19 protein-coding genes are annotated in these 24,759 nt (G+C 69.2%); all 19 read right to left on the bottom strand.

Annotated elements, in window-relative coordinates:
• The 19 genes from rsfS to IFSED24_RS03355 all read right to left on the bottom strand — a co-directional run bounded on the left by rsfS (position 1) and on the right by IFSED24_RS03355 (position 24,740).
• The gene (gene rsfS / locus IFSED24_RS03445) at positions 1-498 is read right to left on the bottom strand and encodes a ribosome silencing factor (RefSeq protein WP_491333826.1); all 498 of its coding nucleotides are present in this window, start codon (positions 496-498) and stop codon (positions 1-3) included.
• A gap of 19 nt (positions 499-517) precedes the next feature.
• On the bottom strand, positions 518-1,522 hold the full coding sequence (locus IFSED24_RS03440) for a polyprenyl synthetase family protein (RefSeq protein WP_491333825.1): 1,005 nt from the start codon (positions 1,520-1,522) through the stop codon (positions 518-520).
• Between the two features lie 89 nt (positions 1,523-1,611).
• Positions 1,612-2,460, bottom strand: a complete 849-nt coding sequence (tatC, locus tag IFSED24_RS03435; RefSeq protein ID WP_491333824.1) for a twin-arginine translocase subunit TatC — start codon at positions 2,458-2,460, stop codon at positions 1,612-1,614.
• Complete coding sequence (gene nrdR, locus IFSED24_RS03430; RefSeq protein ID WP_491333823.1) at positions 2,457-2,924, bottom strand: transcriptional regulator NrdR; 468 nt, start codon at positions 2,922-2,924, stop codon at positions 2,457-2,459. The genes tatC and nrdR overlap by 4 nt, the downstream gene beginning before the upstream one ends.
• 64 nt (positions 2,925-2,988) lie before the next feature.
• The gene (gene glyA, locus IFSED24_RS03425) at positions 2,989-4,233 is read right to left on the bottom strand and encodes a serine hydroxymethyltransferase (RefSeq protein ID WP_491333822.1); all 1,245 of its coding nucleotides are present in this window, start codon (positions 4,231-4,233) and stop codon (positions 2,989-2,991) included.
• A gap of 11 nt (positions 4,234-4,244) precedes the next feature.
• Positions 4,245-4,694: a ribose 5-phosphate isomerase B gene (rpiB, locus tag IFSED24_RS03420; RefSeq protein WP_491333821.1), complete on the bottom strand. Its 450-nt coding sequence runs from the start codon at positions 4,692-4,694 to the stop codon at positions 4,245-4,247.
• Entirely contained in the window at positions 4,691-5,185 is a 495-nt protein-coding gene (locus tag IFSED24_RS03415; protein ID WP_491333820.1) for an arsenate reductase/protein-tyrosine-phosphatase family protein, read from the bottom strand. Before IFSED24_RS03415 ends, rpiB begins: the two co-directional genes overlap by 4 nt.
• A gap of 92 nt (positions 5,186-5,277) precedes the next feature.
• Positions 5,278-5,880 (bottom strand): L-threonylcarbamoyladenylate synthase, encoded by a 603-nt coding sequence (locus tag IFSED24_RS03410; RefSeq protein WP_491333819.1) that lies wholly within the window; start codon positions 5,878-5,880, stop codon positions 5,278-5,280.
• The gene (gene purE / locus IFSED24_RS03405; RefSeq protein ID WP_491333818.1) at positions 5,877-6,356 is read right to left on the bottom strand and encodes a 5-(carboxyamino)imidazole ribonucleotide mutase; all 480 of its coding nucleotides are present in this window, start codon (positions 6,354-6,356) and stop codon (positions 5,877-5,879) included. Before purE ends, IFSED24_RS03410 begins: the two co-directional genes overlap by 4 nt.
• A complete protein-coding gene (gene purD, locus IFSED24_RS03400; RefSeq protein WP_491333817.1) occupies positions 6,353-7,678 on the bottom strand; it encodes a phosphoribosylamine--glycine ligase in 1,326 nt (441 codons plus the stop codon). Before purD ends, purE begins: the two co-directional genes overlap by 4 nt.
• Before the next feature lie 81 nt (positions 7,679-7,759).
• Positions 7,760-8,752, bottom strand: coding sequence for a carbamate kinase (gene arcC / locus IFSED24_RS03395; RefSeq protein ID WP_491333816.1), 993 nt, complete (start codon positions 8,750-8,752; stop codon positions 7,760-7,762).
• A gap of 102 nt (positions 8,753-8,854) precedes the next feature.
• Positions 8,855-10,507: a hypothetical protein gene (locus IFSED24_RS03390; protein ID WP_491333815.1), complete on the bottom strand. Its 1,653-nt coding sequence runs from the start codon at positions 10,505-10,507 to the stop codon at positions 8,855-8,857.
• Between the two features lie 89 nt (positions 10,508-10,596).
• A complete protein-coding gene (locus IFSED24_RS03385; protein WP_491333814.1) occupies positions 10,597-12,120 on the bottom strand; it encodes a hypothetical protein in 1,524 nt (507 codons plus the stop codon).
• On the bottom strand, positions 12,117-12,890 hold the full coding sequence (locus IFSED24_RS03380) for a hypothetical protein (protein WP_491333813.1): 774 nt from the start codon (positions 12,888-12,890) through the stop codon (positions 12,117-12,119). The genes IFSED24_RS03385 and IFSED24_RS03380 overlap by 4 nt, the downstream gene beginning before the upstream one ends.
• Positions 12,887-14,530 (bottom strand): lamin tail domain-containing protein, encoded by a 1,644-nt coding sequence (locus IFSED24_RS03375; protein ID WP_491333812.1) that lies wholly within the window; start codon positions 14,528-14,530, stop codon positions 12,887-12,889. The genes IFSED24_RS03380 and IFSED24_RS03375 overlap by 4 nt, the downstream gene beginning before the upstream one ends.
• Before the next feature lie 53 nt (positions 14,531-14,583).
• Complete coding sequence (locus IFSED24_RS03370; protein WP_491333811.1) at positions 14,584-16,803, bottom strand: hypothetical protein; 2,220 nt, start codon at positions 16,801-16,803, stop codon at positions 14,584-14,586.
• 105 nt (positions 16,804-16,908) lie between these two features.
• Positions 16,909-19,596 carry a pyruvate, phosphate dikinase gene (gene ppdK, locus IFSED24_RS03365; protein ID WP_491333810.1) on the bottom strand — a complete coding sequence of 896 codons (2,688 nt, stop codon included), beginning with the start codon at positions 19,594-19,596 and terminating at the stop codon, positions 16,909-16,911.
• Between the two features lie 178 nt (positions 19,597-19,774).
• Positions 19,775-22,096 (bottom strand): WD40/YVTN/BNR-like repeat-containing protein, encoded by a 2,322-nt coding sequence (locus IFSED24_RS03360; RefSeq protein ID WP_491333809.1) that lies wholly within the window; start codon positions 22,094-22,096, stop codon positions 19,775-19,777.
• Between the two features lie 109 nt (positions 22,097-22,205).
• Positions 22,206-24,740, bottom strand: a complete 2,535-nt coding sequence (locus tag IFSED24_RS03355) for a hypothetical protein (RefSeq protein WP_491333808.1) — start codon at positions 24,738-24,740, stop codon at positions 22,206-22,208.
• Positions 24,741-24,759: the final 19 nt, after the last annotated feature.

The raw sequence follows: 24,759 nt of genomic DNA, 5'->3' as shown, positions 1-24,759 counted from the left end.
TCAATCCGCGGCGGCCGGTGCCGGGGTTGTACCCGGAGGCGCCAGGTCGGGGTGGCGGTGGCGGAAACCTTCGCTCGCGAGATGCTCACGGTCGACCACCAGGGCCGTGGCATCGGCCCACAGACGCTCCAGCTGGTAGTAATCGCGCACCTCGGTCTTGAGCAGATGCACCACCACGTCCACGAAGTCCAGGAGGATCCAGCGGCCGTCGGCCTCGCCCTCCGAACCGACCACGCGCTGCTGCACCTTCAGCAGGCCGTCGCGCATGTTCCGGGCCATGGCCTTGATCTGGACATCGGCCTGGCCGGAAGCCAGGACGAAGAAGTCGCAGACATCGGAGAGCTCGCGCAGGTCGAGGATCACCACGTCCTCGCCCTTCAGCTCCAGGGCATACCAGGCTGCGCGTTCAGCCAGCAGGAAGCCCGGCGAATCGTCGGGCATGACCGGCTTCGGCTTGGTCTTCTTCTCGTCCACGTCTTGCTGCTTGTCCAGGGTCATGCTCCACCGTCGTCTAGCCTCAATTGAGGCGGTTGATAACGTACTCCACGGCCACGGTCAGGAGTTCCCGCCGCGAACCGTCGGCCAGCCCCTGCAGGGCCTCCTTGGCCTGGTCTCCATAGCGCCGGGCCCGCTCGTAGGCCTGGTCCACCCCGCCGTGCCGTTCCACGAACTCCTGCACCAGCGGCCAGCTTTCGGCCCGGACCGCCGGGTCGCGCGGTGCCGCCAGCGCGGTCAGTTCGCGGCGGGCGACGGCATCGGCCTGGCCCCAGGCTGCGATCAGGGGCAGGGTGATGCGCCCCTCCTCCCAGTCGCGGCCAGTGGGTTTGCCGAGCCGGCGGGGATCCCCGAGGTAATCGAAGATATCATCCGTGATCTGGAATACCAGGCCGGTTTGTCGACCGAACTGCTGAAAGACGGCATCCAGTTCGTGGCCGCCTTGCACGAACGAGCAGCCGATACGGCACGCGCATTCGATGAGTGACGCGGTCTTCTGGTAGATGATGCGCAGGTAGGTGTCCTCGTCGATCTCCAGGTCGTAGCGGGTCTGGACCTGCAGCATCTCCGCCTCGCTCATGTGGACCGCGGCATCGGTCATCAGGCGATAGGGGCGGACCAGGTCGAGGCGCGCCAGGTGTTGCAGCGCCCGGGTATAGAGCAGGTCGCCCATGATCAGCGCGGTGGCTGGCCCGTATTGCTCGTTGACCGAGGGCCGGCCACGCCGCGTCATGGCCTCGTCGATGAAGTCGTCGTGGACCAGCGTGGCGGTGTGGACCAGCTCCACGGCCGCGGCCGCCTCCACGGCGGCTGCGGGGATCGTGCCGTCGTCCATGGCGCAGAGCAGCAGCAGCGTCGGACGGAAGAGCTTGCCCTGCCCCTTACGGACGTGCCCGCCGACCTCGTCGGCCAGCGCGATGTCCGAGGACGTGAGGCGGTCCAGCGCGGTCTGCATGGCGTCCAGGTGCGGCCGGATGCGCTTCTGCAGCCGGGCCAGCTTGATGCGTTCGAAATCGGGCAGGGACATGCCTCTCCCAGGGGTCGGTGGCGGGCGAGATGCGATTCCATTATCGGAGCCTGGAACATGGTGTCAACGAGCAAGGTCCGCCGTCACGGTCACTCCGGCAGGTCGGGCTCATCTTCGGTCTCCGGGTTTCGCCGGCGCCGCGTGACGAGCATCGACACCAGCACCGAGGTGATATACAACAGCACCACCGGGATGGCCATAGCCAGCTGACTGAAGATGTCCGGAGGCGTGAGCACCGCGGCCGCCACCGCGATGATGATGACGGCGTAGCGCCAGGTCCGCAGCAAGAGGCGCGGATCGATGATGCCGGCCACCGAGAGGAAGAAGACCAGGACCGGCAGCTCGAAGACCAGCCCGAAGGCGAGGCTGAGCTGCGCCACGAAACCGAAATAGGGTCCGATGCCGATGAGCGGCTGCATGATGGCGGTCCCGAAGCTCAGCAGGAACCGGATCACCATGGGCGCGACCACCAGGAACGAGAACGACACCCCCAGGTAGAAGAGGAGCGTGCTCGTGATCAGGAGCGGCGTGACGACCTTGCGCTCCTTCCCGTAGAGGCCGGGCAGGATGAAGCTGTAGACCTTCCAGAGGATGAACGGCAGGACCAGGAAGAGACCGCAGATCGCGGCGAGCTTCAGGCGCGTCACGAAGGCCTCGTTGGGAGCCGTGAAGTAGACGCCCTGCTCCTGCAGCGGCCGCACCAGGATATCCAGTAGCTGGGCCGACCAGAACCAGCACAGGATCGCCGCCAACAGCGCCGCGACCAGGCTGTGGATCAGCACGCTGCGCAGCTCGTCGAGGTGGTCGAGGAACGACATGCCGTCGTCCTCGGCAGGCGGTTCGGGCGGCCCCGCCGGACCGTCCGTCACCGGCGGCACCGGCTGGCCTGCATCCCTGGGCACGGCGCCGGTGGGCTCGTCCTGCGGCAAATCGCTCACTGGCGACCTCCGCGATCGGCGAGCAGCTGGCGCAGCAGTTCGAGGAACTCCTCCACGTCCTGGAAGCTCCGGTAGACCGAGGCGAAGCGCACGTAGGCCACGTCGTCCACTTCGCGCAGGCGCTCGAGAACCATCTGGCCCAGGGTCTCGGTGGGCACCTCGCGCCGACCGCTCTTGGCCAGATCGTGTTCGAGCGCCTCGACGATGATCTCGATCTGCTCGAGCGAGACCGGGCGCTTCTCGCAGGCCTTGGCGATGCCGGTGGTGATCTTGGCGCGATCGTAGGCCACCCGCCGGCCGTCGCGCTTGACCACGAGCACGGGGCGGGTCTCCCAGCCCTCGTAGGTGGTGTAGCGCTCGCCGCAGGCCAGGCACTCCCGGCGGCGGCGCACGGCGCGGCCCTCGCGCACGGCGCGCGAGTCGATGACCTTGTCGTCGTCGTGGCCGCAGCGCGGGCACTTCATGGCCGGCCTCCGGGATCGGACTTGCCATGGCCGGGGCGCCCAGGCGCCCCGGCCGCGAGCGGATCTAGAACTCCGGGTACAGCGGGAACGCGCGGCCGAGCTCCTCGCTCTCGCCGCGCAACGTGGCGAGGGCCGCCTCGTCGTCGCGGCTGGCCACGGCCCGGTCCATGATGTCGGCGATGCGCCGCATCTCCTCGGCACCCATGCCACGCGTGGTGAGCGCGGGCGTGCCCAGGCGCACCCCGCTGGTCACGAAGGGGCTCTCCTCGTCGAAGGGCACGGTGTTCTTGTTGCAGGTGATGCCCACCAGCTCGAGCAGCTCCTCCATCTCCTTGCCCGTCAGACCCTTGGGCTTGCAGTTGACCAGGAGCAGATGGTTGTCGGTGCCGCCCGAGGCCAGCTTGAAGCCCTTCTCCAGCAGCGCGGCCGCCAGCACCTGGGCGTTGTCCAGGGTCTGCTGCGCGTAGGCCTTGAACGCGGGCTGCAGGCACTCGTGGTAGCACACCGCCTTGGCCGCGATCATGTGCATCAACGGACCGCCCTGGATGCCCGGGAAGTTCATCTTGTTGATGGCCTTGAGGTGTTCCTTCTTGCAGACGATCATGCCGCCGCGCGGACCACGCAGCGTCTTGTGCGTGGTGCTGGTCACGACGTCGGCGTAGGGCACCGGGCTGGGGTGCACCCCGCCGGCCACCAGGCCGGCGATGTGGGCCATGTCGAAGATGAACACGGCGCCCACTTCCTGGGCGATGCTCTGCATGGCCTCGTAATCCCAGGTTCGCGGGTAGGCGCTGGCGCCGCCCACCAGAAGCCGCGGCTGCTCGCGCTTGGCCTGCTCGCGCAGCTTGTCGTAGTCGATGGTCTCGTGGCCGGGCTCGACCTCGTAATGCACCGCCTCGAACATCAGTCCCGAGAAGTTCACCGGATGGCCGTGCGTCAGGTGGCCGCCGTGGCTGAGGCTGAGGCCCAGGATCTTGTCGCCCGGCTTGCAGAAGGCCAGGTAGGCGGTCATGTTGGCCGTCGAACCGCTGTGCGGCTGGACGTTGGCGCGCTCGGCGCCGAAGAGCTCGCAGGCACGCTGCTTGGCCAGGATCTCGGCCTCGTCCACATGGATGCAACCGCCGTAGTAACGCTTCTTGGGATAGCCCTCGGCGTACTTGTTGGTCAGCACGCTGCCCATGGTCTCCAGCACCGCACGGCTGGTGAAGTTCTCGCTGGCGATCATCTCGAGCTGAGTACGCTGGCGGCCGAGCTCGGCTTCGAGGATCCCGGCGATCTCGGGATCGGTCTGGCGCACGACGTCGTACATCACATACCTCTCTACTGGTGGTGCTGGTTCTCGTAATCAGTGATCTTGGCCACGCGCCTGGCGTGGCGACCTCCCTCGAACTCGGCGGCCAGATAGGCCCTGGCGATCTCTACGGCCTCGGCGGGCGTGGTCCGATCCCCACTGAGGCAGAGCACGTTGCTGTCGTTGTGGCGGCGGGTCATGACCGCGGCCTCAGCGTCGGTGCAGAGCGAGGCGCGGACACTGGCGACCTTGTTGGCGGCGATGGAGACGCCGATCCCCGACCCGCAGATCAGGATGCCAACACCCGCCCGGCCGTCACCAACCCGTTCGCCGACCGCGATGGCCGCGTCGGGATAGTCCGCCGACTCCTGCGAATGGCAGCCGCAGTCCTCGAGTTCGACCCCGGGACCGGCCAGCGCCTCGAGGAGCCGCTGCTTGTGGGGATAGCCCCGATGATCCGAACCGATGGCGATCTTCACGTGGTGCCTCCTCCGCGGGATCCGGTTCCCGCGGTCATGGTGGCGTCCCAGGCAGCCAGCAGGCGTTCGAGCTGGTCCGCCGTGGTCCGGTAGGTCTCGAGCGACGCGCCGAAGGGGTCGGCTACTTCCTCGTCGGCCGGGGTCGGCCGGCCGGCCAGATTCACGTTGGGCGTCCCGAGCAGGCCGACCCGGACGCTGGTGCCGCGCAGGGTGGCGTTGAGCTGGGCCACGTGGGACCGGGTCATGCCGATGATCCAGTCGGCCCGGGCCACCAGTTCGGCGTCCAGACGCCGGGCCCGGTGGCTGCCGAGATCCGTCCCACGTTCCCGAGCCACGGCCTGGGCCGTCTCGGCGGCAGGCTGGCATTCCAGCGCCTGCAGGCCGGCCGAAAGCACGGTGGCGCCTGGCCAGCGCTGCTTGGCCAGGGCCATGGCCAGTGGGCTGCGGCAGGTGTTGCCGGTGCAGACGAACACGACCGTGATGGCGGCCAACGCGGGTCCTCCTCGATCATCCGAAAAGTAGACCCCCCTTTCGGGGAGGTCAAGCAGCCCGGGCAGGGGCGGGACTCTTGCGGGAGGGTCGGTTACGCCCCACCGTCGGCGTCTGGAAGCGGCTGTGGGCCGGGCCGCAGCAGGCGAGGCCGGGGGCCCGTCAGGTCGACCAGGGCCGAGGCGGCGGTCCCGTGATCCGCGGCGGTGATCCGCCAGGCAGGCAAGGTCGGGAAACGGGTCCTGGCCGACTGGAGATCGGTGGCCGGAGCCTGACCGCTCAGGTTGGCGCTGGTGGAAACCAGCGGGCCGCTGCTCGCCAGCAGTTTGCGTAGCGGGGTCCAGTCGGGCACCCGGATGGCCACGGAGCCCGTGTCCGAGGTCACCGCCGCCGGCAGGTCGGCACGACCATGCAGGATCACGGTGAAGGGTCCCGGCCAGAGTCGGTCCAGGCGGTCGAGGACGGGGCGGTCCAGCGGCGTGGTCAGGGCCTGGGCCGCCGCGAGGTCGGCTGCCAGGACCAGCAGCGGCTTGCCCGGCGGTCGCCGCTTGAGCCGGTCGATGGCCGTCAGCGCGGCCGGGCGGTCGAGGCGGGCGTGCAGGCCGGGCAAGGTATCGGTGGGCAAGAGCATCACCGCCCCGTCAGCCAGGGCCGACAGCACCCCTGCCGTGTCTAGCCAGAGCGCCTGGCCGGTCACTTGCCCCCCTGGGCCAGCGCGTCGCGATAGGCGGCGAGGGCCTCGGCCACCGCGGGATCCTTGAGCGCGAGGATCCGGGCCGCGAGCACCACGGCGTTCCGCGCCCCGGCGCTGCCGATGGCCACCGTGGCCACGGGGACGCCGGGCGGCATCTGCACCATGGAGAGCATGGCATCGACTCCGGCGAGCGGACCGGCGGCCACGGGCACACCGATCACGGGCTTGGCCGTCAGCGACGCGGTGACGCCGGGCAGGTGGGCCGCCATGCCAGCCACCGCCACGAACACCTCGGTCCCGCTGGCCTCGCTGTCGCGGATCACCTGGTGCAGCTTCTCGGGCTGGCGATGCGCCGAGGCGATCTCCACGCGACAGCTGAAACCGAAGCGCTCGCAGAGCGGCGCCATGCCTTCCACCACGGGCAGATCGCTGGCGCTGCCCAGCAAGACCACGAGCCGGGCCGTATTCTGATCACTCACACCGTTGTCCTTTCGATACCGCCGGCAATGTCCTGCCGATAGAAAAGATTGTCGCAATCCACCTTCTTCAGGTGCGCATAGGCCTGCTGCCGGGCGGCAGCCAGGTCCCTGCCCTCACCCACGGCGCCCAGCACGCGACCGCCGGCGGTGACCAGGCCACCATCATGCAACGCCGTGCCGGCATGGATGATCCAGGCCGTGGCGGTGTCCTGGGGCAGTTGCAAGGCATGCCCCTTGGCGTAGGCGCCCGGGTAGCCCTTGCTGGCGCCCACCACCACCACCGCGCTACGGTGCCAGTCGGTCATGCCGCGACCGGGCCAGCCCTCGGGCCCACCGGTCTCGGCATCGGGCAACCCCTGCAGGAAATCGGCGAGGCGGCCCGCCGCGGTGGCCTCCACCAGGCTCAGGAAATCTCCCTGCAACAGCGGCAGCACGACCTGGGTCTCGGGATCGCCGAAGCGGCAATTGAATTCGAGCACCCGCGGCCCCTCGTCGGTGAGCATGAGTCCGGCGTAGAGGACGCCGCGGTAGGGGATGTCGCGCCGCACGAGTTCGGCCAGCAGCGGCGCCACCACCTCGGCGTCGATCCGGTGGCAGAGGTCCTCGCTCAGCGGTACCGGCGCGAAGGCGCCCATGCCGCCGGTATTGGGGCCGGTGCTGCCCTCCCCCACGCGCTTGTGGTCACGGCTGGGAGCGAGCAGGGCGTAGTCCTGGCCGTCGGTGACCACCAGAACCGACAGTTCGGGGCCGAAGAGGCAATCCTCGATGATCAGGCGCTGGCCCGCCTTGCCGAAGCCATGGTCCTCCAGGCACAGCCGGATGTGCTGCTCGGCCTCGTGGCGCGTGTCGCACACCGCCACGCCCTTGCCCTGCGCCGCGCCGCATGCCTTGACCACGCAAGGCATGTCCACGGTCTGCAGGTGGCGCAACGCGGCGTCCACCGTGCTGAAGGCATGGTAGCGCGCGGTGGGGATCCCGGCGGTGGCCATGACCTCTTTGGCGAACTCCTTGTCACCCTCGAGGCGCGCGCCGAGCTGTCCGGGCCCGAAGACCTCCACATCGACCAGGCGCAGCTGGTCAGCCAGACCGGCGATCAGCGGATCCTCCGGTCCGATGATGGCCAGATCGATCCCGTGCTCGCGGCAGGCCGCCATCACGGCGGCAGTGTCGGCAGGGTTCACGGGGAGATTGTGGGCCAGGCTGGCCGTGCCCGGATTCCCGGGTGCCACGAAGATCTCGGGCCGTCGTGGCGACGCTGCCAGTTGCCGGATCAGGGCGTGTTCGCGACCGCCGCTACCGATCACCAGGACCTTGCGTGTCATGAGCGAAGACCTCCAGTTTCGACCCAGACTAGACCACGGCTCTTGCTCTCACAATGGTAAAGGCGGAGCGTGCCGACCGCCTCAGGGTGAGCCTGGCTCACCGGGGGAATCCGCCACGATACGGGTCCCCGCTTCGCCGGCCACCGCCGCCAGGATCGAACCGGGATCGGTGATGATCACCTCTTGGCCGCCATGGTCGAGGAAGCCCAGGGCCGCCTCGATCTTGGGCCCCATGCTCCCCGGCGGAAACTCGCCCGAGGCGAGCAGCTGTCGCGCGCGGCTGGCCGGCAGGACATCCAGGGCCTCGGCGTCGGGCTGGCCGAAGCGCACGAAGACCTTGTCGATCTGGGTGACGATCATCAGCGTATCGGCGCCGACCAGGCGGCCCAGCAGATCGCTGGCGCGGTCCTTGTCGATCACCGCGTCGACCCCGCTCAGCTGCCCATCGGCCCCCTTCACCACCGGGATCCCGCCGCCGCCCACGGCGATGACGAGCACCCCGGCGTCGAGCAGCGCCTTGATCGCCGGCCACTCCACCACCTCGAGCGGACGCGGGCTGGGCACCACGCGGCGCCAGCCACGGCCGGAGTCCTGCACCACGGTCCAGCCGTTCTCCTGTTCGAGAAGTCGGGCCTGGGCCTCGTCGTAGAACGGACCGATGGGCTTGGTGGGCTTGGCGAAGGCCGGATCCTCGGGATCGACCAGCACCTGGGTCACCACGGCGGCCACCGCCCGGTCGATACCTGCCAGCAGCAGCGAGTTGCGCAACGCCTGCTGGAGCAGGAAACCGAGGCCACCCTGACTGTCGGCACCGCAGACGAACATGGGCATGGCCGGGATGCCGTGCAGTTGCTCGCCCGCGTCGCCCCGCAACACGATGTTGCCGACCACCGGCCCATTGCCGTGGCTCATGACCACTTCATGGCCTGCCAACGCCAGCTGGGCCACCTGGTCCATGGTCTGCCGGGTGACCTCGACCTGCTCGGCGAAGGTCCCGCGCTTGCCCACCGGCAGGATCGCGTTTCCGCCGAGAGCGATGACGAACCGCCGGCTTCGCGTACGGTCAGCCTGCATGACCCACCTCCGGAAAACGACGACCGGCCCCGTTGCAGGGACCGGCAATATTCAGGATTCGAAATTAGGCCGCTCGGAGAGCGGCGTCAAGGCGAGGCGCGCTCAGTTCAGTGATTCCAGATACTTCTCGATCTCCAGGCAGACCTCCTTGCGCAGCCTGGCCTTGTCCTTGGCCATGCGCTTGAGGTCGGTCTTCGAGACGTACTTCACGTGGATGAAACGGCGCAGGGTCTTGACCGGGACGTTCACTGGACTCTCGAGCAGCGCCCGCGGCACGTCCTTGTTGGCGTGTCCGCTGGTCAGCGTGCGCTCGCTGGCGATGACCTCGAGCACGCGGCCCGACCGGGTCCGCCTGGCCACGTCGGCCACCAGGCCGGGGATGGCCGTGACCTTGGGATTGCGCAGGAAGCCCAGCAGGATGCTCACGCTGCCGATGTTGTTCATCACCAGCTGCTTCACCGCGCTGGCCGACTTGTCCTCGTCGACCCGTTCCGGATCCTCGGCCGCCTCCATCTTGTCGTCGGCGTCGGTGGTCTCCGTCCGCGTGGACTGCATCTGCTCCAGGGTCGGCAGATCGTCGCGCCAGATTCGATCCCCGAGCCCCAGATCGGGTTCGCTCAGGATGAGGTCGTCGCCGCGAATGGCCAGGCCCACCAGGTCATCCAGGCCGCCGCGTTGGCTTGCCAGCAAGATCCGGTTCAACGCCTCTCGCAGCTCGGGCGTGAGCGCGAGCTCGAAGCGGCCCGCTGGGCAATGGGTGAGCACCAGCGACACAGCCGCCAGCAACCCCAGAGGCGCCTCGCGCAGACCCTCGCGCTGGAGGGCCCGCCCCAGGACGAGCATCCGCGCCACCGGCCCGGCGAGATGACGGATCGACAGCGGGCTGGCCAGCAGCGCCTGGTAGGCGGTGGCCAGACTGGCCAGTTGGGGATCCTCGCGCAGTGCGGCCGTCAACTGGGGGCGTTCCGATTCGTCGAGAACCTCGTGGAAACGGGGCACCCGGCGGCGGAAAGCAGCCTCCACGTCGCCGTCCGCGAGCCAGGATGCCAGCCGGCTCAGGTCCCGGACCTCGGCGTCGGCCCGGCTCAGCAGGGGCAGCGCGCGCATCACGGCGGAGACCCGGAAGGGGTCGATCGCACCCGCGAGCCTGCTCACGCGTTCCTGGTAGGCATCGCATTCGAGGCGGACCAGATCCGCAACCAGGGTGAGATCATCGCGACCGGGATCGGCCGCGGCGAGGCCCGCCGCGATCACCGAGAGGGTCTGCCGGAGCAAGGGCAAGGGATATTGGTCCACCGGCCGCGCGGGCGCTCCGGCCGCAGGGGCCGCCTCGGTCCCCAGCCTCTGCTGGCAAGCAGCGGCCAGATCGTGCAAGCGTTGCTGCCAATCAGCCAGGAAGGTCGCCCCCACCAGATCGGGATCGGCGTTCAGGAGGCGTCCGGTCGAGCGGAACCGACGGATACGCGGCAGGAGTTGCGAACCGGGGGTGTTGGCGTCGAGGAAGGCGGCGAGCAGGCGGGCTCCTGCCGGCTCCCCTTCCTCGGCGAGGCACTGGATGCCGCGCAGACAGGCGCCCAACCGCTCCTGGCCGAGCATCTTGCGCAACTGCTCGAAGAGCTGTCGCGAGCGGACGGGCAGGTGGTCGTGACGACGAGCGAGGTCCCGGAGTTCATCCAGCAACGCCTCGGGTAGCTCGGCGGCGACCGAGGGCGGTCCAGGCTCAAGCAGCGGATGGCATTCGGTGACGGTGCTCATGATCCCCGTATAGACTGGTGGTGGTGACCACGGGCCCCCGAGCCCGCTGGCCTCCCACTCATCGGCCGCTACCGACCGGAGTTGAGCGATCAGAACGCCCCTCCCCAGGCGACCCGCCCGGTGGCCACCAGCGCCCCGGTTTCGTGGTAGCGGAATGCCAGCCCCAGCCGCCAGCGGAGCGAGCCGGTTCCTTCGGCTCCGAGCAGCCAGCCACCACGCCAGTGGCCCCAGTGCTGCAAGGTCACCAGGCCGGACACCGGGGTGGCCACGGCGACCAGATCCAGCGGTGCTCCCCAGGCCACCTGGCCCGCCAAGAGCCAGCGCCAGCGCGGCTTTCGGTGTCGCCAGCGCCACGTCAGGAGCTGCCGTGTCCCGTCCTGCTCGTCGAGCCGCCGCCAGCCCAGCGACAGCTCGTTCGCACCGAGCGGGCGGGTGGCCCGGACCACGAGCCAGCTACGCCAGCGCTGCTTCGTGATCGCCGCGGGCAGCCACGGTTGATCCTGGTCCCAGCTTTGCCAGCTCTCACGGATACGGCGCCAGCCCACGTCCCAGCGCAGCCGGTCGGGATCCGACCTCTGCCACGCCACGGCCAGCAGGCCGCGGCCGTGGTCGGCGCTGGCCACATCGTCGGGATCGCGCTCCCGGGTATCGCCAGCGACGAGCTCGAGATCCGAGCGCTCGCCGGTGCGCAAGCGCAACCGGCCCGCCCAGCCGGTGGCCTGCCAGCCGGCCAGGCAAGCGGGCCGCACGGCCCCCGGCATGCCGAGGTGCGCCTGGCTGACCGCCGCCGTGATCTCGCCCTGCCAGCGCCGTCGGCGGTGAGTGGCCGCCAAGACCCACGCCCGCTGCCAGGCCGCCACGCCCCCGTCCTGGCGCCAGGCCGCAGCTTCGCCAGACAGCCGCCAGGGCCCCCGCTGCCAGGCGAGGGCGAGGCTCCCGCCCGTGTGGCCGGCACGATGCAGCCCCAGCAACGACAGCGTCACCAGGGGTGCCTGGAATGCCGTCCGGACCAGGGTCTGTCGACCACCCTGTTCGTCCCGCCCCATCATCCCGGCCACCGCCACCGGACCGGAGGCCAGGCCGAGGGCCAGACCACGTGGCATCTGATCGCCGACGCTGGCGATCCCGGGCCGCCAGCCGGGTTCCGCCGGCTGGAGCGAAGCGCCGGTGGCCAGCCGCGAACGCGCGCCCAGGGGCGCGGTCAGGATGCCGAAGCCATGGCGCCACCGGCCGCTGCCGGCGGCCGCGAACCACGGCCCCTGCTGCCAGCGACACCAGCCCGCGAGCCTCTCGCTGGCCTCGTCCTGTCGCCAGCGCAGCCGCCCCGCGACCGGGCCGCGCCGCTGCTGGAGGTCGCCTGTGAGCCTGCGACGACGTTCCTGGCTCCAGTCTACGGTCAGCGCCCACGTTCCTCGACTCTGCGCCGGCTCCACTGGCGAGCTGAGGATCGCCCGGTCCTCGGCGCTCAGGACCCCGCCGCTGGCCTCCAGATCCGCCAGCAGCGCCGCCAGTTCGGCGGGATCGAGGACGTCCTGCGCCAGGAGCGGCCCCGCGGCGGTCAGCTGCCACAGGAGTCGACACCCCAGCAGGCCGCCGGCCAGCCAGCGCCTCACGAGCCTCCCCCCAGTACCAGTCCCCAGCGATGGGTGGTGCCCAGGTCGGGATGCAGCAGATGGCTCGTCCGCAAGAGCAGCGCCCCCATGCGCCAGCCCGTCACCATCCCCACGGCGTGAGACCAGGGCTCGATCCGCATCCCGAGGGTGGCCGCTGGAGCCAGCTTGAGCTGGACCTCGCCCTGGAGCACCGGATGCCCCAGGACCGACCGGTCCGCGGCAACGGCCCAGGCCCAGTTCTCGTTGCCGCCGGCGAGGAGGAGCCAGCGCCGCAGCCCCTGCTGACCGAACCAGGACGGGCTGGGATCGAGGTGGAGCCAGGCCTCCAGGATCAGGTGGGCCGGCAGCGTCACACGCGCACGCAGGGCCCCCGTGAGGTGTCGCCGGAGGGGATCGCCCTCGAGGTCGAGCAAGTGAGCCCCCCCCGCCACGCCCAGCTGCAGCCGGTTCCCAACCAGCAGTTCGCCACGGATCTGGTCCTCGCCATAGAGGTCGGATCCGAGCCGCTGCCAGGACATGGTCGCCGACCAGCGTCGGCCATGCCGCGCGAGCAACAGTCCCCTCTGCGGCAGTTCTGGCAACCCGAACAGCGCACCCTGGGCCAGCATGACGCGCCAGCCACGAGCGGTCTCGTCATCGCCCAGGAGGGCCCGGGTCTGTGCGACCGGCACGAGCCAGGCATCCTCGAGATCATGCATCCCGCCGGCATGCAGTTCGCCAGCCAGGAGCAACACCAGGACGGGCCAGCAGACCCGGCAGCCACGCCTCAAGGCCGGCCCTCCCTGAGGACCAGCAACCGGCGCCCAGCCGACACGCGGCCGCCACCGGGCAGCCGCCAGTGCAACACCGCCACGTAGCCGGCGGCTGGCACCTGGTCGCCGGCCTCGTCGGCGCCATCCCAGCTCAAGTCCCGTTCTCCCGGGCCGAGGTCGTCGCCGCCGAGATCACGGACCAGGCGGCCCCAGAGATCGAAGATCCGGAGCTCCCAGCCCAGGGCTTCGTCCGGAACCCCGAGACGCAGGTGGAGCGTGCCGTCGGCCTGCCGGCGGGAGAAGGGATTGGGGAAGATCCGGAAGGTGCCGGCGGCCGCCAGGGGTTCCGCCGGTGGTGGACAGCCTGGCGTGGCTCCGGCCGGTGCGGTGGCGGCGCGCCAGCGGAGGTCCGCCCCGCGCTCGAGGCTGCGCCCCACGGGGGCCCGGCCATCGCCGAGGCCGATGGTCACGTGGTCGATCACGCTGGTGTCGGCGGTGGCGAGGTAGAGGCGATCGGCGAACGGACGTCCCGCGGGTGCCGAGTTGTTCAACGATGGCCAGCCGGACATTCCGATCACCGGCTGCGGATCACAGGTGCGCGGCGCTCCCGAGGCCACGCATTCGGCGAGCCAGGCCTCGAGAGCGGCGGCATCCTGCGCCACCAGACGACAGTCCCCCGGAGCCAGCACCTGTTCGGGCAAGTTGCGCCAGGATCCGTCCTCGTCGCGTACGACCAGTTCGGCGAGGCTCCGGGGAACCGTTCCCGTGTTGATGATCTCCAGCCACTCGCCACCGGCACGGGGAGCCGCCATCACCTCGCTCAACCGGATGTCGCCGGGTCCGACCTGCACGCGCCCCAGGCCGAGCGTGACGGTGTCCGGCGCCTGGAGCGCCACGATCTGCAGCGAGGCGGGCAGCGATCCGGCCACCGGCGGGTGCAAGGTCAAGGCCAACATGGTGTCCTGGTCCGGAGCCAGCGGCGGGAGCAGGAAGACCGTGTCGGCAGCACCCACGGCCAGGCGTCCCCGACTGCCGCCGAGGTCCTCGCAGCCCGCGTTGACCAGGCGGATGCTGGCCGTCAGCATCCCACCAGCCGCGACCAGGGTCGGCGGTTGCCAGGTCCACCCCGCCAGCCGAGGCCCGAATCGGGGCCAGTTCGCAGCGCCGGGCGTGGGCTCCGCCGGCTGGAAATCCTCGGCGTTGTCCTGGGTGTCGCGGCCGTCGGGTCGCCGGGCGAGCGCCAGCCCCGTCACGTCCACCGCCGGCTCGCCCTCGCTGAGTTCGGGCCAGGCGAGGTCGCCCCAGCCCACCACGTCGGTGCTGCCGTCGGCGCGGACCAGTCGCAGCGCATCGGGTCCATTCTGCAACGCCAGCGAGACCTCGGCCTGGGCTGGCGGCCCGACCCAACCACTGGCAGCCACCAGGAAACGTGCCCCGGCGGCGAGCGAATCGGCGGCGCCCCCAGTCCAGCGGGTCTGCCAGGCTGGTTCGACGGCGCCGTTGGCGAATTCGAGGCGCACTCCTGCCAGCCCCAAGGCCTGCGGGCCGGGATTCAGGAGTTCGACGAACTCGGCGCCCTCGTCGGAGCCAGCGGGGTCATAACAGATCTCGTTGATCACCAGCGGCGAGAGCAACACCAGCAGGGCGAATGGGCACACGGACCAGGCTCGCTGTCCGGGAGGCAGGAGATGACTTCACTCAGCAGGCAGGATCAAAGGAGGCCCTGGCGCCGACGCACCAGCCATTCGGCGCCCAGCAGACCCACCACCACACCCAGCCAGGCCCAGCCGGCCGCCGGTTCGCGCCGATCTTGACGCGTGGTGGTCACCGGCGCCAGGTCGAGGGCGGCCAGGTCGGCGACCAGACGCGCCCGGTCGGCGGCCTGGCTCGCATCCAGGTAGGTCGCGCCGCTGCGGGCCGCGATCTGCCGCAGGTTCCGGCGGTCCTGGCGCACCTGGGCCCGCTCACGCTCGGCCCTGGTGACCACGATCTCGCGCGGCGTCCCGACCACGACCGGATCGGCCTCGCCCCGGGGCGTCAGGCGCCAGCGCCCCGGCGGCAACGGTGGCAGCGATCCCTGGGCGATCCCCGGCCGGGCGGGATCCCAGCGTAGCGAGTGTTCGCGTGTCTCGCGCGAACCTGCGACCTCTTCCACGGTCACGGTGATGCTGCCACTGGTCACCGGCTCACCGCGGAGGTCGCGCCAGCGCGCCGCCACGGGAACCGGCTCGCCTTCCTCGTAGACCAGCTTGCGCCCCAGCAAGGCCACCCCGCCCGCTTCGTCGCCCAGAGCGGTCCAGAGCAGCATCTGCTGCAAAAGCCGGCGTTCGGGCGTGAGGGCCTCCGCCTGGCGGGCCGGCAGCTGCCAGAACGCCAGCTCCCACAGGCCTCGACCCGCGAACCAGAGGCTCCGGCCCTGGCCCGGTCGTGCGGCGGCCAGCAGCAGGCCCTCCCGGCCCGCGAAGAGCAGCGCCTCGGCTCCGGGCCGCAACTGCGATGGTTGCAGGAACGGCAACGGCAGTCGCTGGCCGGGATCACCCACCGCCCCCGGTCCGTGTGTCACCCCATCGAGGACCGGGTGCTGGGCGGCCGCCGCGGCCGGCTGCCAGACGAACTCGCCGGCCCGGGGCGGTCCTGCCGAAATGGTGGCCGGCAGCACTTCCTGCAACGCCGGAGGCCAGAACTGTCCGTGGTCACCCACCGCCGGGTGGCCGGCGATGGCGCAGAGCCCCAGCCCCTGGCGGACCGCCTCCGCCAGCGACGCCCCACCATCGGACAACAGGATCCCCGGCGATCCCGAGAGCACCACCGCGTCCCAGTCCGCCAACCAGCCGGCGGCCGTGGCTGGCGGCACCCAGGCCTGGAGGCTGTCTGCAAAGACCGGACCCTCGGGACCTGGCCTGATGATCCGCAATTGCAGCCGCGGTTGCCGCAGGGCGGCCTGGGCCAGGAAACGGACGTCCCAGCCAGGCACCGGCGCCAGGACCGCGACCCGCGACCGGTCCTTGTGGACGTCAACGGCCAGGGTCGCGCGGTTGTTGGCCAGGAAACGCTCGTTGTCGAGGGGCGTGACCTCCACGGCGAGCACGGCCAGCCCGATCTCCTGCGGGGTCCATGTGAGTTCCCAGCGACCGAGATCGTCGAGCGGTCCGGTCTGTTCGGCCACCACATCTTCACCGTGCAGCAGACGGATGGTGACCGGCACGCCTACCAGGGCGCCCCCGTGCTGACGCTGGCCCACGGCCACCTCCACGGTGAGCGGCTCCCCCCGGTGGACGGCCTCGGGGTAGCGCAGGTCGGCCAGGTAGCGGTCGGGCGGTCCCTGCGGATCCCCCATGCCCACCAGCCAGAGCGGAACGGCCGCCATGGCCGCCGGTCGTGATCCGGCCTCGGAATGGCCGTCGGCCAGCACCACCAGGCCCCGGAGCGGTTGCCCCAGCAGTTGCTGGCGTGCCTGGATCACGAGATGGGGCAGGTCGGTGCCCACGGCGCGCGGCGTGTCGGCCAGCGCCGAGGCCGGATCGGTGGGCACCAGAGGCTGGCGGCCGTTGCCGCGGAAGAAGATCACACGGGGCGGCTCGTCCATGGTCCGGGCGAGCGAGTCCACGGTGGTGGCCAGCCCCCAGGCTGCCGTCCAGCGGTCCGGACCCTCGCGATGATCCCGGAGCGCCATGCTGCCGGTGTCCTCCACCACCACGGCCAGGATGGCATCGGCGCGGACCGACAGGAGCCGGACCAGGAGCGGCCGGGCCACCGCGACCAGCACCAGGACACAGGTCACGGTCCGCAGCGTCACCAGCAGACGCTGCGCCCTGACGGTGGGCGCGGGCACGGTGGAGGCGTAGGTCCGGCGAGCCCAGAAGAAGCAGGCGAGCGCGGCGAACACGAGCAGAGGCCAGGCCCAGATCGGTGTCAGCCACTGCACGTGCACGACGGCTCCTCGGGTGGCGGTCGGCCGAATGCCGACCTGGAAAGCGGCGGCGGTCGCGGCCGGAGCCGGCGACCGCCGCGGCGGGTTCGGTCATCTACGTCGGAATCAGCCCGCGAGTTCCTCCTCGATGGCGATCTGGGCCGCCGCCAGCCGGGCGATGGGCACCCGGAACGGCGAGCAGCTGACGTAGTCGAGCCCGACCTTGTGGCAGAACGCGATGCTGCTGGGGTCGCCCCCGTGCTCGCCACAGATGCCGAGGTGCAGCTTGGGGTTGGTGGCGCGACCCTTCCTGGCCGCCATCTCCACCAGCTGGCCCACGCCGGTCTGGTCGAGCTGCTGGAACGGATCCGTGGGCAGGATGCCGTGCCGCAGGTAGATCGGCAGGAAGGTATTGATGTCGTCGCGGCTGAAGCCGTAGGTCATCTGGGTCAGGTCGTTGGTGCCGAAGCTGAAGAAGTCGGCCTGCTCGGCGATCTGGTCGGCGGTGAGCGCGGCGCGCGGGATCTCGATCATGGTGCCCACCAGGTAGTCGATCTCGGCGCCCTGCTCCTTCATCACGCGCTCGGCGGTGGCGATGCAGAGCTTGCGCAGGTCGGCCAGTTCGCGACGGGCGCCCACCAGCGGGATCATGATCTCGGGATGCACGTCGATACCCTTGGCCTTGTCCACCAGGGCGGCGCCGATGATGGCCTCGACCTGCACCTCGTAGATCTCGGGGAAGGTCAGGCCCAGCCGGCAGCCGCGGTGGCCCAGCATGGGGTTCTGCTCGTGCAGGCTCTCGATCTTGCGCTCGATGTCGGCCACCGAGACACCCAGGTCGTCGGCCAGCTCCGCGATCTCCTTCTCGCCCTGGGGCAGGAACTCGTGCAGCGGCGGATCGAGGAGGCGCACGGTCACCGGCAGGCCGTCCATGGCCGCGAAGATCCCCTCGAAATCAGCCTGCTGGAGCGGGCGGATGTGCTCGAGCGCGGCGCGGCGGGCGGTCTCGCCCTCGGCCAGGATCATCTGGCGCATGCGTCGGATGCGGTCCTCGCCGAAGAACATGTGCTCGGTGCGGCACAGGCCGATGCCCTGGGCGCCGAACTCGCGGGCCTGCCGGCTGTCGTGGGGCGTGTCGGCGTTGGTCCGCACCTTGAGGCGGCGGAACTCGTCGGCCCAGCCCATGACCTTGGCCAGATTGGGGTCGTCCATGCTCGGCGGCACCAGCGCCGGAGCACCGTCGATGACGTCGCCGTTGGTGCCGTTGAGCGTGATGATGTCGCCCTCGCCGTAAGTGCGGCCGGCGACGGTCATGGTCTTCTTCGCGGCGTCGACCTCGACATCACCGCAGCCGGCCACGCAGGGCTTGCCCATGCCGCGTGCCACCACGGCCGCATGGCTGGTCATGCCGCCGCGGCTGGTGAGGATGCCGCGGGCCTTGTTCATGCCGGCGATGTCCTCGGGGCTCGTCTCGCGCCGCACCAGGATCACGTTCTTGCCCTCGTCGGCCGCGGCCACCGCGTCCTCGGCGGAGAAACGGATCTCGCCCTGGGCAGCACCCGGCGAGGCGGGCAATCCGTGAGCCAGGACGGTCACCTCGGCCTTGGGGTCGATCTGGTCGTGGAGCAACTGGTCGAGGTGGTCGGGCTCGACGAGCATGACCGCCCCCTTGGCGTCGACCAGGCCCTCCTTCTCCATCTCGGCGGCGATGCGGATCGCGGCGGTGCCGGTGCGCTTGCCGTGGCGGGTCTGGAGCATCCAGAGGCGGCCTTCCTGGATGGTGAACTCGATATCCTGCATGTTCTTGTAATGCTTCTCGAGGCGCACCCGGATGGCATCCAGTTCCTCGTAGAGCTCGGGCATCAGCTCGTGCATGGTGGGCAGGTTCTTGGCCTCGTGACTCGCGGGTAGGGTCTCCCGACCGGCCTCGTTGATCTGCTGCGGGGTGCGGATGCCGGCCACCACGTCCTCGCCCTGGGCGTTGACCAGGAACTCGCCGTAGAACCGGTTCTCGCCGTTGGACGGATCCCGGGTGAAGGCCACGCCGGTGGCGCTGGTCTCGCCCAGATTGCCGTAGACCATGGTCTGCACGTTGACCGCGGTGCCCCACTCCTCGGGGATGCGGTTGATGCGCCGGTACTCCTTGGCCCGGGGCACGCCCCAGCTCTTGAACACGGCGGTGATGCCGCCCCAGAGCTGCTCCCAGGGATCGTCGGGGAACGGCTGGCCGGTGTCCTTCAGGACGATCTCCTTGAAGGTGGCGATGAGCTCCTTGAGGTCGGCGGTGGACAGCTCGGTGTCCAGCTTGACGCCGCGGTCGGCCTTGATCCGGTCGATGGCGTGCTCCAGGTGCTCGCCCTCCACGCCCATGACCACGTCGCCATACATCTGGACCAGGCGGCGGTAGCTGTCGTAGGCGAACCGCTCGTTGCCGCTCTTGTCGGCCAGACCCTGGACCGTCTCGTCGTTGAGTCCCAGGTTCAGGACGGTGTCCATCATCCCGGGCATGGAAACCCGCGCGCCGGAGCGCACCGAGAACAGCAACGGATCGGCGGCGTCGGCGAAGGTCTTGCCCATGATGGCCTCGACCTTCTGCATGGTCTGGCGCACCTGGTCCTTGAGCGCAGCGGACAGCTCGCCGCTCTGCTGGTAGGCGATGCATTCCGCGGTGGTGATGGTGAACCCGGGAGGCACCGGCACGCCCAGCAACGTCATCTCGGCCAGGTTGGCACCCTTGCCACCCAGCAGGTTCCTCATCTCGGTCTTGCCGTCGGCCTGACCGTCACCGAAGAAATAGACCTTCTTCTCGCTCATCATTCCTCCTCAAGGGCCGCACTCCGGCGGCCGTCAGGTGTCCCGGCTCGACTGCTCGAACCTCTCGGGGCGCACGGGGATCCAGTATAGCCACGGCTGGCTGTCAGACAAGTCCCTTCCGTCACAGGGACGGCGCCGGCCGGAGCCGGCGCCGCCTGGATGCCACGGGAACCAGGGGTCAGCGGATGATGACCAGCTTGCCCCAGAAGTCGCCCCGCTCCGGCATGATCACCCGCCACATGTAGATGCCGGAGGCTAGCAAACGGTTGTCATCGTTGCGGGTGATCCAGTAGATATTGCCACCCTCCTGGGGGCTGTCGGCCTTGGGCAGATCGGTGATCTTGTCGCCAGCGAGCGTGAAGATCTCGATCTTGCTCTCTGGCGGCAGGTTGGTCCAGATCACCTCTTCGCCCTCCCCGCCGGCGATGCCCACGCCCCGCCGCAACGGGTTGGGGTAGACGTAGATCTCCTTGCCGTCCGCGGCGGGCGCCGCAGCCAGGTTGACCTGGACGGCCTGCCGGTTGCCGGGGCCCTCCACCGCGGCATCGGGATCATCCGGGAAGCGCGCGGGGAAGATCATGGGCGTCGAGAGCGACACCGGGTCGACCACCAAGGAGACGTCGCCGTAGTCGAAGGGCGTCACCGAATAATAGTAGGAGAAGCCATTGAAGACGTCTCCGTCGTAGAAGCTGACCTGGCCGGGCACCGTCCTGTCGAAGCAGGCTGCGCGACGCTCGGAGAAGCAGTTGGGCAATAGCACGTAGTTATCATCGCCGCAGAAGCCCTCGATGCAGGTCTCGGGGTTGTTCTTATCGAGCCGACCGGCCATGATCATGGTGTCGGGATCGTTGAGATCGGAACGCCAGACGACCCAGCCCTGGAAGACCTGGCCGATGAGGTTGAAGATGAACGGCTCGCCGTTGGCGATGGTCACCGAGCCCTCGCCGAAGGTCATGGCGATCCCCAGCTCGAGGTCGCGATACGCGGGGTCGGTTGCCGTGTTGGTGATGGTGGCACTGATGTCCACCGTCGAGCCCTTCTCGAAGATGCCGCCCGAGTAGCTGGCCAGTTGCAAGCCTTCGGGCGTGCTGAGCACGCGCCGGGCGTAGCGGATGAACGGCTGGTCGGCCACCTCGGTCCAGGTCAGGCCCTGGTCAGCCGATTCGATCAGGCCGTAGCTGTCGGCCATGGCCAGCAAGGCGCCGTCGTGGTACAGCACGTTGTAGACCTTGGGCTTCTCGGGATACTCGACGGGGTCGTCGAAGGGCGTGGTGGCCTGGTCCCAGGTGCCGCCCCCATCGAGGGTGCGCCACAGAGTCTGGGTCACGGTGCCCACGCTCAGCCGCTCGCTGGCGCTCGGATCGATGGCGATGCTGAGCGCCGTGCGCCGCCAGGGTACGACATCATCGTCGGGATTGCTGTCGGGAGGGAGCCACGACGCCGAGATGGTGTGCCAGGTGCTCATGCCGTCGGTGGATTCCCAGACGCCATGCTCGTCCAGACCCACCAGGACCCGCTGCGCATCGTTGGGATCCTCGACGATCGTGTTGATCTTCGGCCGCCGGAGCGTCGGGTCATCCGGGCTGGTGGGCACCTGGATATCCGATCGGGTGAAGGAGGCGCCAGCATCGGTCGAGACGAAAAGCCCGAAGGCGTTGATGGCCACGCTGAGCCGGTTGTCCGTCCATTGCAGGGCCGTCACCTGGAAGGTGGTGGGTGGCGCGCTGGCGGGATCCAGGTTGCTGGTCCACTGGGTGAAGGACTGCCCACCGTCGCTGGAGACGAACAGGCCGCTGCTGTAGGTACCCACCGCGATCCGGTCGCTGTTGCCGGGATCGATGGCCACCGCGGATGCGCTGCGCATCCGGCCGAATACCTCGACCGCAATCTCGTCCCAGGTGCCGTTGGTGGACACGAAAACGCCCCGGGGATTGTTCTGGGTGTTGTTGGGATTGCCAGAGGTCAGGCCCAGGACTGCCGTCCCGTCGTCAGCCACGGCCAGATCGATCACGTTGGTGTAAGGCAGATAGGACGGGAGCCCGGCATTGTCCTGGTCCCAGTCGCCGTCAGCGGGCTTGACCCACAGGCCGCCCGTATTGCTGAGGTTGATCTCGCCGCCGATGCGACCGGTGCGCACCGAATTGCCGTTGTTCCAGATGCAGGTGAAGCGGTTCTGCAGGGTGTCGCCCACGGTGCCGGAGTTGATGAACTGGAAGATCAGGGTCCGGTCGAAATCATCGGCATAGCTGCCGGACAAAACCAGCGGAATGCCCAGACCGGCGGTGTCGGTGAGGGCGTAGCAGGTCGAGGCGTCCAGGTCGGGCACGGGCCAGGTCAGCAACAGGCCGGGGCCACGCACCGTGGGCTGCAGGGTGACCGTGACGTCGGCGGCATCCGGCACGGCCAGCGGCAGATCGCAGCTGGATTCGGGCTGGGCCTGAGCGGGCTGGAATCCCAGTGCCGCCAGGATCAGGAAGGTGGTCAGACCGGCCGTCCGCACGCGCCTCATCGTCCCAAAAAACATGCTCATTGCCTACCTTTGACTGCTTTGCGGAGTCCGTTGGTCGGGGGCGCCTCCAGGCGGCATCCCCGACCGACGGTCCAGCGGACTATTCGGTGACGGTCAGGCCGAAGTGGTGCCCCAGCACCCAGAGGATCGCCTTGGACATCTCGGTGTTGTCGAACCGATAGGGATCGAAGCCCCAGTTCACGTCCCCCACCTGGCTGGGCTTGTCGGGCGCGGTCTTGCGCGCGACGAACCCGACCACCAGGTTGTTGGTGATGGCGCTGCTCTGATCGGACTGCAAGGCCTTGGGCCCGCAGTAGGTGTCGAGCGTCAGTTCCTCGTCGTAGTAACCCGTGGGCCAGGTGGACTCGGGATCGTCCGCGAGCCGGCTGGCGCGGATCCAGTCGAAGCGCGTCCACGACCGGAACATGGGCTCCACGCAGTCGACGCCGTCGCACTGCTGGATGGTGATCTGCGAGTTGCGGGCCACGATGTCGCGGTCGTAGAACTCGTCGTTGCCCCAGGTGTAGGTCAGGGCGAGCACGTCGTCCAGCGGCGTCTGGTTCTGGGGAGTGACCGGTGTGTAGGGATCGTCGTACCAGTCGATCACCGGGTCGTTCAGGATGGTGTCGGCGAAGACCGATCCGCCGGGCAGGTAGTTCGCCTTGAAGGTGCTGTCCAGCACCAGCCCCTTCATGCCCACGCAGGTGGCCTTGCGGCGACGGTTGACCAGCGCACCGGTATTGTACTCGTAGTAGGCCGCATTGACGGACATCATGTCCAGTGCCGCGATGCCCATGGTGGCGTAGGGATAACGGGTGAGCCCGACCTGCACGGTGGTACCGTCAGGCAGGGTCCGGGTGCCGAAGGCGCGGCGCACGGTGATCCCGTTGACCTGCTCGTTGCCGTTGGAGACATTGCCCTCGCGCGACTCGAAGACGATGGGCACCTCGTAGGTCGATTCGGCCAGGAAGGCGTTCATGCCGCGGTTGCTGGCGTACAGCACGTTGCCGACGTTCTGCTGGTAGGGCGTCAGCCAGATGTACTTGTCCACATCGCCCTGGCCGGATGTGAGAGGCCGAAACTCCCGACCGATCGCGCTGTTGTTCTCCGCGACCCAGCGGCCGGTCCAGACCACGGTACGGTAACCGACCACGTCGCGGTATTCGACCTGCTCGTCCTCGGTATCGATGGAATGGAACACCGGGTTGAAGTTGGCGACGGCCTGCAGCGTCCCCTCCCAGAACGCGTCGCGATGGAAGTCTCGATCCAGCGGAGCTCCGTTCGGGTCCGGCCATTTGTTGCTGTCCTGGTCCTTGACATCGTCCACCAGCAGCACGGGCAGCTGATCCCCCGGGGCCGGCACCGGCACCACGCTCAGGTTGATCTGGATCTGAGTGAGCTGGTTCGAGTTGTCCCTCACCTGGATCGTGAGGGTATGCACGTTGCTGGGGAAGGAGATGGTCGGGGAGCGGCGGTGCTGCGCCGAGTTGCCCGGCAGGACCGCCCAACCAGGATCGTTGGCGTCAGCGACATCAGCCACGTCCCAGCCATAACGGTAGCTGACGATCTCGCCGGCATAGCCGCTGGCGCTGGCGGTCCAGGAGAAGTTGAGCTCCTGGCCGGCCGCGATGTCCAGGCTCCGCGCCAGGTTGGGGCCGGCGCCGGCGAACTCGCCAAGGTACTGCTCGAGCACCCGGAGCTGGGGCGCCAGGGCGTCGGTGATCCGGACGTTGGCCACCTGTTGGCCGTAGATGCGGTCGATGCTCACGGCGCCGGCGGTGTCCTGGGCCTGCAACGCGAAGAGGTAGTAGATATTGTCGCCATTCGCGTCGGTCTGCTGCCGATCGGGCAGGGTCACGCGACGGGTCTCGTCGTTGGTGTCGTAATCTTCCCAGTCGGTCCAGAGCGAATCGTCGAACGAGACCAGGTAGTCCATGTTCGCCCGGAAGTCGTTGCGTGTATCGGCGTAGTCGCCGTTGGGCAGGATGGCGCGCTTCCAGAGGTGACGCACCTTGGTGGGCAGCCCCACGTCGAAGTCGGGATCGATCCCGTAGTAGAGGAAGGTGACGGTCTTGGGCAGCGCCGAGGCCTCGATCTGGCCCACCACGCTGGTGGGGCCGTTGAGAGTGACCGAGGGCAGCAGCGTGGTGCTGGTGAAGCTGACGCTGGCCGGCGAGGGGTCGATCCCGCCATCCTCGTCCACCGCACGGACCCAGAAGCTGTGGGTCTGATAGCTGCGGTTGTAGCCCTCGGGATCGCCGGGGAAATCGGGGATGTCGGCGGAGACCAGGAAGGTCGAGTCGCTGGAGAGCGTGTCGAACCAGGGGTTCAGCGTGTCGCCGGTCACCGGATCGAAGGTCAGGGTGTCCTGCACGCTGATGCCGTCGGTGCCGTTGTTGCTGATCCGCCACTGGTACTTGTCGATGCGGCCGTCGGGATCGCTGGCCGTCCAGTAGAACTGGACCACGAACCCGGCCTCGATCACGTCGGGCGGACGCGCGGTGACCCGGGTGTCGGGCAAGGCGTTGGGGATGGGAGATCCGGTGAGGTCGGTGGACGGACCGCAGCCCGCCCCCAGCACCAGGGCCAGGAGGCTACCCAGCAGCAACCCCGTCACCGTGATTCGCTTCACCATTGCTTCGTCCTTTCACCGG

It is taken from the genome of Candidatus Latescibacter sp. IFSED24, assembly GCF_058273205.1.
This window is presented reverse-complemented; position numbering and strand designations above follow the sequence as displayed.